This is a genomic window from Tepidisphaeraceae bacterium (genome assembly GCA_035998445.1).
GTDB lineage: Bacteria > Planctomycetota > Phycisphaerae > Tepidisphaerales > Tepidisphaeraceae > DASYHQ01.
On sequence record DASYHQ010000008.1, the window covers coordinates 184159 to 199957 of the forward strand.

Genomic DNA, 15799 nt, shown 5'->3' on the forward strand with positions numbered 1-15799 from the left:
CGTTTTCTGCCCCCGTCAGCTGGGCGAGCGGTGCCGTGCGTTTAATCCAACACGACGAGTTCGTGCTTCGGCTTGGCCGCGTCCGGTGACGTGCTTGCTGGTCTCACGTGTTTCAGCACGCCTTCCAGCAACGGGCGCATGACGCGCAGCTGCTTCGTCTTGATCGCTGCGTTCCACAGCGGCTCGAACTTCTTCCACCCCGCGGCATACGCGAAATGCTTGGCCGACCGTCCCACCGTTGCGTGGTGCGTCGCGGCGGTGGCGATGTTGTGCCACGAGTAGAACTCGCGGTACGCCCAGCGGTAGCCGGCCTCCAGTTGGTCAACCGACATGTGCGCCGGCCGGAACACCGCGTGCCGCGTGTCGTAGCGGTCCCAATCGCGCGTCAGCAGTCGCCCCTGCGACTCAATTCGCTTGAAGAACCCCGTGCCCGGGTACGGCGTGGCGACGTGGAACGTCGCCGTCGTGATGCCGCTGCGCACGGCCCAATCTACGGTGCGGCGGAACACGTCCGGGCCGTCGTTGTCCAGGCCAAACACGAAGCTGCCGTTGATCATGATGCCCAGATCATCCAGCCGACGGATCGCGGACGTAATCCTTGCCAAGGTTTTGCCCCTTGTTCGTCTCCCGCAGGTTTGCCTCATCCAGCGATTCGAATCCGACGAAGATCGACCGCAATCCCGCAGCGGCCGCCTGCTCGATCGCGGGCCCCTTGAGGATGGAATCGACGGTCGCTGCACCCTGGAAGATGCGGTTCATCCCCTTCATTCCGGCAAACAGGTCGCGCGCGAAGGCGCGGTTGCCGAGCAGGTGGTCGTCGAGGAAGTAGAGGTGCCGCCCCGGCAGCCGCGCGATCTCGGACAACGCATCGTCGACCGTCTGCGTGTAGAAGGTTTTGCCCCCTTCGAAGAACGCGTCCTTGTAGCAGAAGTCGCAGTGGAACGGGCAGCCGCGCGTCACCACGATCGAGTTGGGCACGAGGTAGCGCTGTCGATGGATCAAATCGCGCCGCACCGGCGGCAGGCCGACGAGCGTGCGCGGGTGGTCGGCCGAGTTGTACTGCGCGCGCACCGCGCCGGCGCGCCGATCGCGCAGGAACTGCGGGAACGTGTGCTCGCCGGGCCCGAGGAAGATCACGTCGGCATGTGGCCGTGCTTCATCTGGCAGGCTGGTGACGTGCAGGCCGCCAAGCGCCACGAATGCCCCCTGCGCGCGATAGTAGTCGGCCAGCCGATAGGCCCGTCGTGCATTGGTAATGTAGACCTGGATCACGACCAGATCCGGCACGTCCGCCAGCGGACGGTCGATTGGCACGTCGCCTTCAACGTGTTCGTCGATGATCTGCACCTGATCTAGATCGCGGTCGAGGTAGGCCGCCAGCGTTGCCAATCCTAACGGGGGAAACAGCGAGTACTTAATCGGTCGCCAGAACGGCCCTTTCGCCTCGGTCAGTGCTGGCAGGATCATCAGAACATTCATTCACGGCCCCAAAAGTGGTGGGAGTCATGCTACTCCATGTCCGAGCGGTGAGAATGTTGCAGTCGCGGTGGGCCGGCCGTCAGGTCGTCTGCGCGGAGACCAACTGAAAGTCACGCAGCGAATGAAGTTGCCGTTCCACGTCGTAGTAGTGGCGGCGCCTCGAGAAGACGACGCGCAGCTGGATGTCGACCGAGCTAAGATCGCCCGTGCGCTCGAAGCTGGTTTCAACCACCTCCACGAGCGTGTTCTTAAACAGGTCGACCGCCTCCGGCACGCGCTCGGGCGTCCAGGTCGAGCGCAGCTTGACCGTGCGGTAACGGCGGCGTGGGAAGGCGTCGCCGACGTAGTTGAACAGCCAGAGCGTCAGGACGATCAGCGTCGCCGCGATGATCGTCAGCGAGTACATCCCGAAGCCGGCGGCCAGCCCAACGGCGGCGACGGACCACATGGCGGCGGCGGTCGTCAGGCCGCGCACCGAACCCTTCGTCTGCAGAATCGTGCCGGCGCCCAGGAAGCCGATGCCCGTCATCACCGCGTACCCGATGCGGATCAGATCGACGTTGACATGCACACCCGCCCCGGCGCCGCCCCAGTCGGTGCGCGTCATCTGGATCGACACGACCATCACCAGCGCGCTGGCCATGCAGACGAGGATGTGCGTGCGGAACCCCGCCTCGCGGCCACGGATCTCCCGCTCGGCCCCCACCAGCCCACCGGCAGTGGCGGCCAACAGCAGGCGAAAGATCGCTTCGGCGGTCCAGCCGATATCGGACAGGAACTGGTGCAGGTACTGATCGAATGGGTTCATTGAGGGCGTTACCGCAGGTTGGAACGGCGGATCTTAACGAGTTCTTAACAATTGGAGAAGAGGAAGGAATGTCTGGAGTTGAGCGGCCGAACTTCGGGGCGCTCCGGTCGCTCTCCTGCATGCTTCGGGAGAGGGAAAAGAGGCCGCTACTCAATCGGTTCTGGAATCGGCGTCTCCATCGGCCGGCGCCACAGCAGGTGAAGGCGCCAGTGGTCGTCGAGGCGCTCGGGGTAATCCAAGCGATAGTGCGCGCCGCGGCTCTCGGTGCGCGTGTAGGCGGCGGTGGTGACGAGGAAGCAGACCGTCAGCATGTTCTGCAACTCCCAACCCGCGACGGCGGCGGGTTGGCCGAGCGTCGTGGGGTTGAAGGTCTTGTCCATCACGTAGCGGCTCCAGAACGCGATGATCTCGCGCGTCTCGGTCAGGCGGTCGCCGTCGCGCTCAATGCCGACGTTGCGCCACATCACGCTGCGCAGGGAGCTCTTCACGTCGACGATGTCCAGCTCGGTCTTGTTGCTCTTGTCAATCTTGTATTCAAGGTGATGCGGGAACTTCACGGCGTTTGCCGTCGCCTCGCGGGCGGCGTCCTCACCGGCGCGGGCGCCGAAGGTCAGACCTTCCAACAGCGAATTGCTTGCCAATCGATTGGCCCCGTGCAGGCCGCTGCAACTGGCTTCGCCGACGGCGTACAAACCGTTGAGGCTCGTGCGGCCCATCTCGTCGGCGTCCACACCGCCGATCATGTAGTGCGTCGCGGGGTGCGTGGGGATGAGGTCCTTGGCGGAGTCCAGTTCGAAGTCGGTCAGCAGCTTCTGCAACTGCGGGAAGCGCTCGCGGAACTTTGTTTGTTCCAGGTGTCGCGCGTCGAGGAAGACGTGCGTGAAGTGCGTGCGACGGATCTGTTCGACGATCGCCCGGCTGACCACGTCGCGCGGCGCGAGCTCGCCGTCCTTGTGGTAGTCGAACATGAAGCGGTAACCGTTGCGATCGACGAGGTACGCGCCCTCGCCGCGCACGGCTTCGGTGATCAATGCACGGCTGGCACCGGCGATGTAGAGCGTGGTGGGATGGAACTGCACCATCTCCATGTCCTGCAGTTTCGCCCCGGCGCGGTACGCCATCGCGTGACCGTCAGCGGTGGCGATCTTCGGATTCGTGCTTTCGCGATACAGCTGGCCCGCCCCGCCACTGGCCAAGATCGTCCGCTGGGCCCAGATGAGCGTTTCTTTGCCATCGATCAGCGCCAGTGCCCCTACGCAACGGCCATCGTCGGTGACGAGGTCGATCGCGAAGGTGTTCTCGCTGATGCGGATGTTGTCGCTGGATCGCACCTTGCGGATGAGCGTCTGAGCCATCTCCTTGCCCGTCGCGTCACCGTAGGCGTGCAGGATGCGCGCGTAGCTGTGGCCCCCTTCGAGGCCATAGGCCAAGTCGTACGCATTGCCGGCCTGCTTATCGAAGTTCGCGCCCCACTGAAGCAGTTCGAGGACGCGCTTGGGCCCCTCTTCGACGGTGATGCGGACTGCCTCTTCATCGCACAATCCGACGCCAACGATCTCGGTGTCCTTGATGTGCGCTTCCACCGAATCCAACGGTTGCAACACCGCCGCCACGCCCCCTTGGGCGTACCATGTATTGGATTCATCGACGGAGTCCTTGGTGAGGATCAGCACGTCGGCCCCCGCGTCCGCCGCCGCGATCGCCGCACGCAGCCCCGCGACACCGCCACCAATGACCAGCACGTCCGTCACCTGCTGCGGCAGGCGGGACGCTTTGAACGGGACCAAATAACGGCGTTGGGTGAGGGCTTCGAACATAAGTTATCGCGAAGAATACTAAGCGAAACGCAGACAGCGCGGTACAATCAGTCAATGGACTGGACGCAGTACATCGATCGAGATCCGCAGGTGATGTTAGGTAAACCGGTCTTCCGTGGCACGCGCATCACGGTCGAATTCGTCCTGGACCGACTGTCCCAAGGCGCCACTGCGGACGACCTGCTGTCCAACTATGAGGGGCTGCGACCCGAACACATCCCCGCGGCTCTCGCGTACGCTGCCGCCACCATACGCAATGACGAACTGGTCGCGGCGCGATGAGGATCCTCGCTGACGCGCACATCGGCTGGCTGATCGTCCGGCATCTTGAGACGCTCGGTCACGACGTGTTGCGTGCCGCGACATTCCCGCCAAGCACGTCGGATGCGGAGATCCTGAAACGAGCGGTAGATGAAGGCCGCGTAATTCTGACCAGCGACAAAGACTTCGGCGAACTCGTGTTCAGGCTCGGCCTGCGTGCGGTGGGCGTAGTGTTACTGCGAATTGACGTGCCGACGGAAGCCGAACGCCTCTCCGTTGTCGAATCGTTCTGGCCTGATATCGAGCAGGCGGTGGTCGGGCACTTCGTCACAGTGACGGCTCGGCGCGTTCGTCGGATACCCCTCCCGTAACGTCACTACGCCCCTTCGCGCGTGATGATCTTGTAGTTCTCGCGTTCACCGTTACCGCGTAGCGGGTAGTCCTTGCGCAGCGGGTAGTTGCCGTAGCCGTTCCAAGTGAGCAGGCGGCGCAAATCGGGGTGGCCGGTGAAGATGATGCCGAACATGTCGTAGGCCTCGCGCTCCATCCATTCGGCGCCGGGCCAGATGCCGGTGACGCTGGGGACCTTCAGGCCGGGGTCACCGTCGGCCTCGGCGTCCTCGTCGCGCAGGGGCGTGCCGCCGACCGTATCCTGCGTGGGGTTCAGGAAGACCTTCAGCCACAGGCGGTCGTTGCGCGACAGGCTGCTCAGACCGTAGTTGACGGCAAAGCGATCCTTGGCGCCGGGGTAGTTCAGGTAGTCGACGCCGTTCAGCTCCGCCAGCATCTCGAACCGCAACGCCGGGTCGTCGCGCAGGTAACGGCAGACGTCGAGCAAATGCTCGCACGGCACGACGATTGTCACCATGTCGCGGAACTCGCCGACCTTCAGCCCGATGTCGGGAAACTTGGCTTTCAGCGGGGCCAGGGCAGGATGGTTGATCGTACGGGGCATCGGCTTCCTTTAAACGGCGTCTACGAACGCGGGCAATTGTTGAGCGGCCCGGCCAAGCCGTCAAGCGATGGAGCCCGGGTTAAGTGGGGCAGCCAATCGACCGAAATATGGATTAGCAGCCTTCGACGCCCCTCATTTTGAGTGCGTACCGCACGCCTTACCGCGCTTGCGCACCCCTCGTAAGAACCGGCCACTAAAGTGGCCAGTCAGGTTGCGCGGGCTTTCAGGCTGGATACCTGATCGGGGAGTTCGGAGAACGACGCCATGCGACGTATCAAGGACACGCTCAGGTCGATCGTACGCGACGAATCCGGCACGGAGATCATCGAGTACGCGCTGATCCTGGGCATCATCAGCGTCGCGTCGATCTCGATGATCACGGTCTTCGGTGAAAAGGTCCTGGCAAAATGGACCTCCATCGACAGCCACAGCTTCTAAAACCCCGACCCCACCACGGCGGCCTTCCCGCTTCAGCGGGGAGGTTCCTCCGCCTTACAACGAACACGCGATAATCGGCTCGACCTCTCCCCCGGTGTGCAGCCAGCGCCGGCCGTCGTTCTCGATCAAATCCTGCGCCCGCTTGGGCCCCCACGATCCTGGCGCGTACTGGGCAGGCGGCTTCTTGGACATCGCCCAGCCCTGCTCGATCGGGTCGACCACCGCCCAAGCGGCCTCGGCCTCGTCGCCGCGGATGAAGAGGGTCTGATCGCCGAACGTGGCGTCGGAGATCAGGCGTTCGTAGGCCTCGGGCGGTTCGACGTTGAAGGTCGTCTTGTACAGGAAGTCGAGCGCGACGGGCTTGATGTTCAGCTGCCCCTGCCCGCCGGGCACCTTTCCGTTGATGCGCCAGCTGATGCCCTCGTCCGGCTGCACGCGGATGATGAGGTCGTTGGGGTACAACTGCGTGTCGCACTGCCGCTGGAACAGCGTCTGCGGTGGTGAGCGGAACCGCACGGCAATCTCGCTGACCTTCTGCGATAAAGACTTGCCCGTGCGCAGGTAGAACGGCGTGCCGCTCCAGCGCCAGTTGTCGATGTACAGCTTCAGCGCCGCGAACGTCTCGGTGCCGCTTTCCGCAGGCACGTCCTTTTCCTTCAGATAGCCCGGCGTCGATTCCCCACCCGCCTCGCCGGCGCCGTACTGGGCGCGCACCACGAAGTCGTCGACGCGCTCGGGGTTAATCCGGCGGATCGACCGGAACACCTTCACCTTTTCATCGCGAATGCTTACCGCGTCCAGCGCCGTCGGGGGCTCCATCGCCGCCAGCGCCATCAGCTGGAACATGTGGTTCTGCACCATGTCGCGCAGCGCGCCGCTCGAGTTGTAGTAGCCGCCCCGCTTGCCCACGCCCAGCGTCTCGCTGACCGTGATCTGGACGTGGTCGATGTACTTGTGGTTCCACAGTGGCTCGAAGATTGCATTGGCGAACCGCAGCACCATCAGGTTCTGCACCGTCTCTTTGCCCAGGTAATGGTCGATGCGGTAGATCTGCTCTTCCTCGAAGTACTTGTGCAGCAGCGCGTTCAGCTTCTTGGCGCTGTCCAAGTCGCGCCCAAAGGGTTTCTCAATGATGATGCGCTGCCAGATCTTCTTGCCCGACCCATTGTCACCATTGCCGGCCGGCTTCAGCTGGCCCAGTTGGGTGATGATCGGCTCGAACGCCGCCGGTGGGGTTGAGAGGTAGAACAGGCGGTTGCCCCCGCCACCGAACTGCTTGTCGTAACCGTTCAGCGAGTCGGCGAGCTTCGCGTAGCTGGCGGCGTCGCCGTAGTCGCCGGACTGGTACGAGATGCGCGGCTCGAGCTTCTTCCAGAGCGCCTCGTCCATCCCGTTGCGGGCGAACTTCTTGATCGCGTCGTAGCACTCCTGGCGATACTGCTCGTCGGTCATCGGCGAGCGCGAGTAACCGACCAGGTACGACGCATCGTTCAGCGTGTTCTCGCGCGCCAGTTCGAACAGCGCCGGGATAAGCTTCCGCTTGGCCAGGTCGCCGCTGGCACCAAAGATGACGATCGCGCACGCGGGGGCAGTTGGCATAAATATCCTTCAACTAGTCGACCCGGAAGTTTTACCGAAACGCCGCCGGAATGCCACGGGCGGCGCGCCTCGTTTGGCGACGGTTATCGCCGGTCAGACGCAGACGCGCGTGGGGAGCAAAGGTACAATCGCAGCGATGATCACCCACCGCGTGTCCGCCGGACCGTTTACGCACATCTATGATCCCAGCATTGGCGAGGCGGAGCCGTGGTACATCAACGACCACTGTTTTGTGCACGGCCACGACGGGCTGTGGCACATGTTCGGCATCACGCACGCCGAGCCGGCGAATTCCGCGGAGGAAAAGTCGCTGGCGCACGCGACGGCGGCATCGCTGGCGGGTGGTCCGTGGACGAAGCAACCGTTCGCGCTGACGGCCGACCCGGCCGCGGGGGAAACGCACCTCTGGGCGCCCCACGTGCTGCGGCACGGCGGCATGTACTACATGTATTACTGCGCCGGTGGCAACAACGACGAGCAATACCGCATTCACCTCGCGACCTCGCCAGACCTGCGCCAATGGCAGCGCGTGGCTGACAACCCGGTGGTGACGGCCGGCTTCCACGGGCGCGATCCGTGCGTCATCCGCGTGCGCGACCAGTGGGTGATGTACTACACCGCCACCAGCGAGCCGGCCGGTGGGTGGCACATCGTGGCGGCGCAGGTCAGCGACGACCTGGTGCACTGGCGTGAGCCGCGCACGGTCTTCACCTGTCGCTTCAAAGGCAAATGGGGCGGCGGCACCGAGTCGCCGTTCGTGGTGGAAAAGGACGGCGCGTTCTACCTGTTCATCGGTCCACGCAGCATCAGCGACGACTACGACTACGGCCGCGACTACGACCGCACTCAGGTCTTCGCCTCGCGCGACCCGTTCCACTTCGACATCAACGAGATGGTTGGCGAGATTCCCGCCCACGCCGCCGAGGTTGCACAGGACTTGGACGGCCAGTGGTACGTCTCGCGCTGCGGCTGGGGCCGCGGTGGACTTTACCTGGCGCCCCTGATGTGGGGTTGACACGCGATTTTCAACCGCCGTTTTGGCGCGTGACCGCTGCACGTGCGGAGCGAGGATGAGAGGCGGAGGCGGGCGGCCGAGACGTCGCGATGATGTCTCGGCCGCCGGCTAATCTGGACGTCTCACGCAACCTTATCGATCTTATCGATGTACGACGCCCCGGCCGACCGAGTGCGTGACCGAGCCGCCGTCCGCGTCCTGCGTCGGCACCAGCATGCCCTGGGGCGACTCCGAGCCGCCCATGAGCGGCGTATTCATCGACTGCGGGTTCTGACCCAGCGACGGACCCTGCCCGCCCATGCCCTGACCGGAGTAGCCACCTTGTCCACCGCCGCCGGTCATCGATCCGCCACCCTGCTGGCCACCACCGGTCATGGTAACCCCGCGGTAGAACTCGTAAATCGCGTAGCCAATGAGCCCGTAAACCGCCAACTTGATCAAACGAAGCATAAAGTTCTCCTATTTTGAAACGACAACCGAATGTAAGCCGCCGGTGCCATCGCGCCAGCCTGCAAAATATGAACGGAAAATTCGGCGACGCGTCCGGTTAGCGTCCCGGCAGGGTTGGCCACCGGGAACGCCATCCCTACAATCGCGGCCTATGCGTGACCCCCGCTTGGAACGACTTGCCGATGTGCTGGTGAACTACTCGACGGCCGTGAAGAAGGACCAGGTTGTCCGCATCAGTGGCCCCCCGATCGCCCAGCCGCTGATCGTCGAGCTCTACCGCAAGGTGCTGGCCGCCGGTGGTCACCCGGCCGTGCGCATGGTGCCCGAAGAGCTCAACGAGATCTTCCTGAAGAACGCCACGGACGAACAGTTGAAGTGGTGCAACCCGATCAGCCAATACGAGTACGAGCGCATCGACTGCAGCATCGGCATCTGGGCTGAGGAAAACACCAAGGCCCTCAGCAACTGCGATCCGAAAAAGATCGGCGCCACACAGGCGGCCCGCAAGCCGCTCATGGACATCTTCATGAAGCGCGCCGCCGAGGGATCGCTGAAGTGGGTCGGCACGCAGTACCCGTCGCAGGCGCCCGCCCAGGACGCCGAGATGAGCCTGGCCGAGTACGAGGACTTCGTCTTCAACGCCGGCCTGCTGAACCACCCCGACCCGGTCGCGGCGTGGAAGAAGGTCAGCGAGCGCCAACAGCGCCTCGTGGATTTCCTGCAGGGCAAGAAGGAGTACCGCGTTGTGTCCGCCAACGGCACCGACGTGCGCATGAGCCTTGAAGGCAAAACCTGGGTGAACTGCGACGGCCACGAGAACTTCCCCGATGGTGAGGTGTTCAGCGGCCCCGTGATCGACAGCGTCGAGGGACAGATGAACTTCAGCTTCCCGGCCGTCCATCACGGCCGCGAGTGCGATGGGGTAAAGCTGACGTTCCGCAACGGCAAGGTCGTCGACGCCAGCGCGGCCAAGGGCGAGGACTTCCTCATCTCCATGCTCGACATGGACGCCGGCAGCCGCCACATCGGTGAGAACGCCATCGGCACCAACTACGACATCCAGCAGTACACGCGCAACACCCTGTTTGACGAAAAGATCGGCGGCACCGTCCACTTCGCGCTCGGCGCCGGCTACCCCGAAAGCGGCAACAACAACCAGTCCGGCCTGCACTGGGACATGGTCGTCGACCTTCGCCAAGGTGGCTTCGTGGAAGTGGACGGCGTGAAGATCATCGTGGACGGAAAGTTCACCAAAGAGGGCATGCCGGGGCTATAATAGCGATTGACTAAGGAGCGGCCGCGATGACCAAACGACTTGAACAAGCGATCAACGGGATGTCTCCTGACGCGATCAGGGAGTTGGAAGATTTCGCAGAGTTCCTTCAGTCGCGCCGGCCGAATCCCGAACAAGCGGTCCCCGATCGCCGACTGTCTCTCAGCTGGGCTGGTGGGTTGGCGCATCTGCGCGATCAGTACGCCTCCGGTGTCGAACTCGCACATGCAATTCGCGATGAGTGGGCGGATTCCGTTGCGCCCCACGCTACGAGAACCGATGGAGATAAAACGCATCTCGACGGAGACTAAATGTATCTGGTCGACACCAACGTTTGGATCGAATCCCTGCTTTTACAAGCGAACGCCAACGAGGCCGATCAGTTCTTTCGATCCATCTCTCCGCGCGAGCTACTGATCACGGATTTCTCGACGCACAGCATCATCCTGAAGCTGCACAGACTGAACATGCACGCCAAAGCCGTCGAGTTTGCCGACGATCTGCTGCTGGCTCCGCAGGTGACGGTCATCACCATCCTGCCGTCCCACTTACCCAGCGTGCTGAAGTGCATGCTGTCGACGGGTTTGGACTACGACGATGCTTATCAGTACGTCGCTGCGGAGGCGAATAACGCGACGATCGTGACGTTTGATGCCGACTTTACAAAGACTCCGCGAGGTGGCAAGTCGCCGGGACAAGCCGTGGCCGAAAGACGGACCACACCGGGGAGCCCCTAATGGACGGCCTCGACATCCGCCCTGCCATCGCGTCCGATCTGCTGTCGATCAACGAGATCTACAACCACTACGTCGGCTCCTCCACCGCAACGTACCAGACGCGCCCGATGTCGCTACAAGAGCGGGCGGCGTGGTTTGCCAAGTACGACGGGCTGCACCCGGTGATCGTCGCCGAGCGCGATGGGCGGATCGTCGGCTGGGCGTCGCTGGGCGAGTTCCACAAGCGCGAGGCGTTTCGCAATACGGTCGAGAGTTCGATCTACGTCCGCCACGACCAGCGCCGTCTGGGCATCGGTAAGGCCCTATTGGCCGAACTGATTCAGCAGGCCCGCGTGATCGGCCACCACACGATCATCGCCTCCATCGACAGCGAACAGTCCGCCAGCATCGTCCTCCACGAACACGCCGGCTTCGCCCGCGTCGGCCGCCTGCATCAGGTGGGGTACAAGTTCGGCCGCTGGCTGGACGTGATTTACATGCAGATGATGTTGTGAGGCGGAAAGGAATGACCAATGACCAAGCCCGAATGACCAGTAAATGACCAAGCTCCAATGTCCAAACCCTCCCCCGCGATCGTCATCCTGAGGTACTCCGAAGGATCTCCCCCCCGTATTTGCAGGCAGGAATGAAGAGATCCTTCGGAGTACCTCAGGATGACGAATCTGGAGCATTGGGCATTTGGCATTGAGCATTCATTGGTCATTCGGGCTTGCTCATCGTTCATTTCCACATCGACTCAACGGTAACGCTCAGCGACAATGGCTCCCATGCTCATCGTCGACGCCCACCTCGATCTCTCCTACAACGCCCTGCTCGGCCGCGACGTGCTGGCTCCCGCCGCGCATCAGCCGCCCGATGAGGGTGGCATTCCCACGGTGGGCCTGCCCGATCTGGCCAAGGGCGGCGTGAAGCTGATCTGCGCCACGATCTTCTGCATGCCCAGCCTCGACGGCAAACCGGGCTACGGGTCGGCCGAGGACGCGTACCGCGAGGGCGTGCGGCACCTGGATTGGTACGAGGAGGCCCGCGAGGCCGGCCACTTCTCATTCATCCGCACGCCGGCGCAGTTACAGCAAGTCGTCAACGATCACGATCACGAGTTGGACGCCACCCAGCCCGCCATCCTGCTGTTGGAAGGCGCCGACCCGCTGCGCGACCCCGCTGACCTGCCCGGCTTTTTCGATTCGGGCGTGCGCATCGTCGGCCTGGCGTGGCGCGAAACCCGCTACGCCGGCGGCACCGGCACGCCCGGACCGCTGAAGCCCGAGGCGTATCCGCTGATAAAGGCGATGGACGAATTGGGCATGATCCACGACGCCTCGCACCTGGCCGAGGAATCGTTCTGGCAGCTGATGAAGGCGTCCGCCGGCCCGGTGATGGCGTCCCACAGCAACTGCCGCAGCATCGTGCCGACCGACCGCCAGCTGTCCGACGACATGATCCGCGCCATCATCGAGCGCGGCGGTGTGATCGGCATCAACTTCTTCGACAAGTTCCTCTTACCCCCCGCCGACTACGGCCACCGCCGCGCGACCCTGAACGACGTCGTCGCCCACGTCCGCCACATCTGCGACCTCGCCGGCGACACCACCCATGTCGCCATCGGCACCGACATGGACGGCGGGCTGGGTCGTAATGAGATTCCCGAGGAAATCGCCACCAGCGCTGATCTGCCCAAGCTCGCGGACGTGCTGGCCGCCAGTGGTTTCGCGGTGCAGGATATCCAGAACATTATGGGGGAGAACTGGCTTCGCTATTTCCAGCAGAACCTGCCAGGTTTGGACGACCTGACATGAACGCAAGCTGCAGGAGCGCGATCAGCGAAAACCAACCGGCGGCGTCGGAACGGACCAAGGTGACCACAGCGGCCGACAGCCGTTCCAATACCATCGACGCCACGGAGGCTGCCGGTTTGGGGTTGGCCGGGACCTGAGACCAGCGTTGCAAGTCGCCGGCCGGGGCAAAGCCGGACCCTACGATGGGAAAGTGGGCCATCGGGTCATACGGGCTCGCAAAGTTGATCCATCCCCACGCACCGAGTATCTGCGAGATATCGTGAGCCCGGAATACCATGCTTCCCAACAGCAGGACCAGGACGATCGCGCACGACGTGACCGCGGCGGTCTGCCGACAGGCCCGCGCGACGCTGATGGCGTAAACGTAGAACAGCAGCGATCCCACGAGGAGAACGTAGGGGGTCAGCAGCGGGATGATGTAAGCGAACTGACCGTACGATGGGCCGATTCCCGCGACCTTCAAAAGCGTCCCTACGACGCCTGCGAGGACAATGACGCGTAGCAGACGCCGGACAGCGTTCGCGTAGCGTGGCTGGTTCAGACCGACCGCGCTGCGCGTACTGGCATACACACCGCTTGCCGCCAAGATGCAAGCCGCCACGCGTAAGGCCGACCGAAGCACGAGCGTCGCCGGGCCCTCCGGCAGCATGCGGGCAATACCCTCGATTACGATTGCCACGATGATCAACCACGGCCCCCATCGCAGGTCCGACCGCCTTCGTTCATCGTTCTGCCCACCCACCGCGAGCATGCCCGCGTACTCATCGGCCGCCTTCGCCGCCGACATGGCGACCACAGTCCCGCATTCGGGACAGCGGCCGTCCAGCGTCTGACCGCGCAGGCAATAGCCGCACCCGATACAGGCCGCATCGCTGTCGGGCAGGTCGGCGAATCGCTTGGAGCCCGATCGACTTGTCATTCCACCCGCGTCCGTCATTGGTCACCCATTGTGCGTTCCACGTCGTCGGCCGCATCCATTCGGCGTCCCGGCATCAACGCCAGGTGAACCAAAACCAACAGCGACCAACAGCTCGCCAACAAGATCACTCCGCGTCTGAGGTCGGCTGCGAAGCCGCCTGGCATGTTGACAAGGTCGCTAGCCAGCGTGGCGGTGAGCAAAACGCCGGAGATCGGTAGTGCGTTGATGATCTCGCTGACACGTCCGCCGACACCCATAAGTACTTCGATGCCAGTTTCCATTGATACCAGCGTCCAGACAATCGATGCCAGCACGAAGACGGCGAAGGCCTCGACGGCCGTCACACGGCGACCGGCGCGCCAGGCGATTTGACCGGCGTACAAAAACAGGAGCGCGCTCGCCCAGATCGAGCAGTAGAACGCGAGGTTGAAATAGGTGTCAAGCCATCCGGTCGGACGGCGGAAGCCCTGCATCAGGTGCAAGGGCACCAGCACGAAAGGGATCGCGATGACCGTCGCGATTCGCACGAGTAAGCGCGTCAGTCGAACGTCCAATGGCTCGCCGCCATGGCGCGACGGGCGGGTGGCGACCAACAGACCAGTCGTCCCCAAGCCAAAGCCCGCGACCCAGAGGCAAATTCGCGGCGTGTCCATCGACTTCAGGTCCGGCAGCAACAGGATGACCAGCGAGCACCCCCACGCCGCTAGCATCAGCCACGGCCCGGCCCGCAGGTCGGACGTCCGTCGGGCGTCGCCCTGCCCGGTTGTCGCCACCACGCCCGCCAACCGGTCCGCGACCCGTATTGCCGACTCGGCGACGGTCGTGCCACACTCGGGACAGCGGCCTTCCTTCGGCTGGGTTCGCAGGCAGTAACCGCACCCTTCGCAGCGCACATCGCTTTCGGGAAGGTCTCCAAAACGGCTGAATGTTAATCTGGGATAATTCTGGTCAATCATGCGCCCCGCCGGTAAGTGACGCTCAAATCATCGCTTGCAGACAGAACAACTGCAACAACCTTCCCATATGTTAAAATAGGTAAAGTAATCATCCGGGCTCTCCGATATAACACCTGTTGCATGTTACCCAGATTAACATGGCCTAGTAAGTCCAGAACGGCCGCAGGGACGCAGCCGGTGAAGTGATGGTGATGGGTGCGGTTGGATAACCGCCTTGTCCGCTGATCTTTCGGAGAGTGTCCATGAGCCTTACCTACGACCTGTCGGCCGCCAAGCTTTCGCAGCACTATGTCGAACCGTTGCTGGCTGGCGACCGCATCGCTTGCCGACAACTGATGGACAAGGCGATCGAGGCGGGCGTTCAGCCGGAAGATCTGCTGAACCAGCTCGTCTGGCCGACCATGGAACTGCTGCAGTCGCTGTACCGCGAGGACCGCATCAGCATCGCCACGCTGAACATGGCCACCCGCCTGAACCGCTCGCTGACCGATCAGCTCTGCGGCCGCCTGGAGCGCAAGGCCAGTAACGGAAAGCGCGTCCTGATCTTCTGCGGCGACGACGAGCCCGAGGAACTTGGTGGCCAGATTTGCGCCGAGATGTTCGAGGCCGACGGTTGGACCGTCCGCTTCGCCGGCGGTGGCGTGCCGCACGACGAGGTCCTGAAGCTCATCGGAGACATCCGCCCTGACCTGCTCGTAAACTTCAGCACCCTGCCAAGCGGTGTGCCGGGCGTGCGGAAACTGATCGACTACCTGCGCGACGTGAACAGCTGTCCCGACATGCAGGTGATGTGCTGCGGCGGCATCTACAAACGGGCCGAGGGCCTGAGCGAAGAGATCGGCGCCGATCTGTTTGCCCCCGACGCCGCCAGCGCCGTCACCATTGCCAACGATCATCCGACCCGCCGCGCGACCGCCGACCAGCAGACCGTTGGCCGCACCCGCCGGGTGCGCAAGGCTGCCGAGGTTCGCAAGGAAGAATCCGATGCCCGGATGACCGCGAACGTCGCCTGAAAACGAAGCAATGCGACCGGCATGGACGCCGCGATTGCAGTAACCGCTACCGATCATCCGCGGGGGTCGTTCCCCCAACCGGTGCTCGCGGCGAGGGATCGCGAGCCGCTGCCCACAGCGGCCTGCGAATGAAGCGTGAACGGATTCACGGCCAGATACATCGCCTGACGCATGACGCGTCGGACGCCGTCGCGGATGTCGACGCGGACAGCATGGACGCATTCAGCCGGCCTTCTCAGGATGAGGGGCCGGCTTTTTTATTGCCCCGCGTCGGCTACTGCGC

Annotated in this window: 19 protein-coding genes; 10 read left to right on the forward strand and 9 right to left on the reverse strand. The window is 63.4% G+C overall.

The features are described 5' to 3' along the window. Positions 1 to 41 precede the first annotated feature (41 nt). The 4 genes from VGN72_02435 to nadB form a co-directional block, all read right to left on the reverse strand. Positions 42 to 605, reverse strand: a complete 564-nt coding sequence (locus tag VGN72_02435; protein ID HEV7298194.1) for a hypothetical protein — start codon at positions 603 to 605, stop codon at positions 42 to 44. After that, positions 568 to 1467, reverse strand: coding sequence for a cobalamin-dependent protein (locus VGN72_02440; GenBank protein ID HEV7298195.1), 900 nt, complete (start codon positions 1465 to 1467; stop codon positions 568 to 570). The genes VGN72_02435 and VGN72_02440 overlap by 38 nt, the downstream gene beginning before the upstream one ends. Positions 1468 to 1558: 91 nt before the next feature. Continuing rightward, positions 1559 to 2287, reverse strand: a complete 729-nt coding sequence (locus VGN72_02445; protein HEV7298196.1) for an MgtC/SapB family protein — start codon at positions 2285 to 2287, stop codon at positions 1559 to 1561. A gap of 146 nt (positions 2288 to 2433) precedes the next feature. Further along, a complete protein-coding gene (gene nadB / locus VGN72_02450; protein ID HEV7298197.1) occupies positions 2434 to 4104 on the reverse strand; it encodes an L-aspartate oxidase in 1671 nt (556 codons plus the stop codon). A gap of 54 nt (positions 4105 to 4158) precedes the next feature. On the opposite strand from nadB, the gene VGN72_02455 reads away from it, so the two are divergent. Together VGN72_02455 and VGN72_02460 are read left to right on the forward strand one after the other, a co-directional pair. Beyond that, positions 4159 to 4386, forward strand: coding sequence for a DUF433 domain-containing protein (locus VGN72_02455; protein HEV7298198.1), 228 nt, complete (start codon positions 4159 to 4161; stop codon positions 4384 to 4386). Next, positions 4383 to 4736 carry a DUF5615 family PIN-like protein gene (locus VGN72_02460; GenBank protein HEV7298199.1) on the forward strand — a complete coding sequence of 118 codons (354 nt, stop codon included), beginning with the start codon at positions 4383 to 4385 and terminating at the stop codon, positions 4734 to 4736. The genes VGN72_02455 and VGN72_02460 overlap by 4 nt, the downstream gene beginning before the upstream one ends. 5 nt (positions 4737 to 4741) lie before the next feature. Here VGN72_02460 and VGN72_02465 read toward each other — a convergent pair whose 3' ends face one another. Then, the gene (locus VGN72_02465; protein ID HEV7298200.1) at positions 4742 to 5320 is read right to left on the reverse strand and encodes an NADH-quinone oxidoreductase subunit C; all 579 of its coding nucleotides are present in this window, start codon (positions 5318 to 5320) and stop codon (positions 4742 to 4744) included. Positions 5321 to 5584: 264 nt separating this feature from the next. Between VGN72_02465 and VGN72_02470 the strand changes: the two genes are divergently transcribed. Then, on the forward strand, positions 5585 to 5758 hold the full coding sequence (locus VGN72_02470) for a Flp family type IVb pilin (GenBank protein ID HEV7298201.1): 174 nt from the start codon (positions 5585 to 5587) through the stop codon (positions 5756 to 5758). A gap of 54 nt (positions 5759 to 5812) precedes the next feature. Here VGN72_02470 and zwf read toward each other — a convergent pair whose 3' ends face one another. Next, positions 5813 to 7357, reverse strand: coding sequence for a glucose-6-phosphate dehydrogenase (gene zwf, locus VGN72_02475; protein HEV7298202.1), 1545 nt, complete (start codon positions 7355 to 7357; stop codon positions 5813 to 5815). Between the two features lie 136 nt (positions 7358 to 7493). Between zwf and VGN72_02480 the strand changes: the two genes are divergently transcribed. Beyond that, positions 7494 to 8372, forward strand: coding sequence for a hypothetical protein (locus tag VGN72_02480; protein HEV7298203.1), 879 nt, complete (start codon positions 7494 to 7496; stop codon positions 8370 to 8372). Positions 8373 to 8513: 141 nt separating this feature from the next. Here VGN72_02480 and VGN72_02485 read toward each other — a convergent pair whose 3' ends face one another. Further along, positions 8514 to 8822: a hypothetical protein gene (locus tag VGN72_02485; GenBank protein HEV7298204.1), complete on the reverse strand. Its 309-nt coding sequence runs from the start codon at positions 8820 to 8822 to the stop codon at positions 8514 to 8516. Between the two features lie 151 nt (positions 8823 to 8973). Here VGN72_02485 and VGN72_02490 point away from each other — a divergent pair, with 151 nt between their 5' ends. The 5 genes from VGN72_02490 to VGN72_02510 all read left to right on the forward strand — a co-directional run bounded on the left by VGN72_02490 (position 8974) and on the right by VGN72_02510 (position 12628). Then, positions 8974 to 10098 carry an aminopeptidase gene (locus tag VGN72_02490; GenBank protein ID HEV7298205.1) on the forward strand — a complete coding sequence of 375 codons (1125 nt, stop codon included), beginning with the start codon at positions 8974 to 8976 and terminating at the stop codon, positions 10096 to 10098. Positions 10099 to 10124: 26 nt separating this feature from the next. Further along, on the forward strand, positions 10125 to 10406 hold the full coding sequence (locus tag VGN72_02495; protein HEV7298206.1) for a DUF2281 domain-containing protein: 282 nt from the start codon (positions 10125 to 10127) through the stop codon (positions 10404 to 10406). Then, on the forward strand, positions 10407 to 10832 hold the full coding sequence (locus tag VGN72_02500) for a PIN domain-containing protein (GenBank protein HEV7298207.1): 426 nt from the start codon (positions 10407 to 10409) through the stop codon (positions 10830 to 10832). After that, entirely contained in the window at positions 10832 to 11326 is a 495-nt protein-coding gene (locus tag VGN72_02505) for a GNAT family N-acetyltransferase (GenBank protein HEV7298208.1), read from the forward strand. Before VGN72_02500 ends, VGN72_02505 begins: the two co-directional genes overlap by 1 nt. A gap of 264 nt (positions 11327 to 11590) precedes the next feature. Then, positions 11591 to 12628, forward strand: a complete 1038-nt coding sequence (locus VGN72_02510; protein ID HEV7298209.1) for a membrane dipeptidase — start codon at positions 11591 to 11593, stop codon at positions 12626 to 12628. Here VGN72_02510 and VGN72_02515 read toward each other — a convergent pair. Beyond that, a complete protein-coding gene (locus VGN72_02515) occupies positions 12564 to 13547 on the reverse strand; it encodes a hypothetical protein (GenBank protein ID HEV7298210.1) in 984 nt (327 codons plus the stop codon). The two genes, VGN72_02510 and VGN72_02515, sit on opposite strands and share 65 nt — an antisense overlap. Positions 13548 to 13561: 14 nt before the next feature. Then, complete coding sequence (locus tag VGN72_02520; GenBank protein ID HEV7298211.1) at positions 13562 to 14221, reverse strand: hypothetical protein; 660 nt, start codon at positions 14219 to 14221, stop codon at positions 13562 to 13564. A 524-nt stretch (positions 14222 to 14745) separates the two neighbouring features. On the opposite strand from VGN72_02520, the gene VGN72_02525 reads away from it, so the two are divergent. Beyond that, a complete protein-coding gene (locus VGN72_02525; protein HEV7298212.1) occupies positions 14746 to 15516 on the forward strand; it encodes a B12-binding domain-containing protein in 771 nt (256 codons plus the stop codon). Positions 15517 to 15799 lie beyond the last annotated feature (283 nt).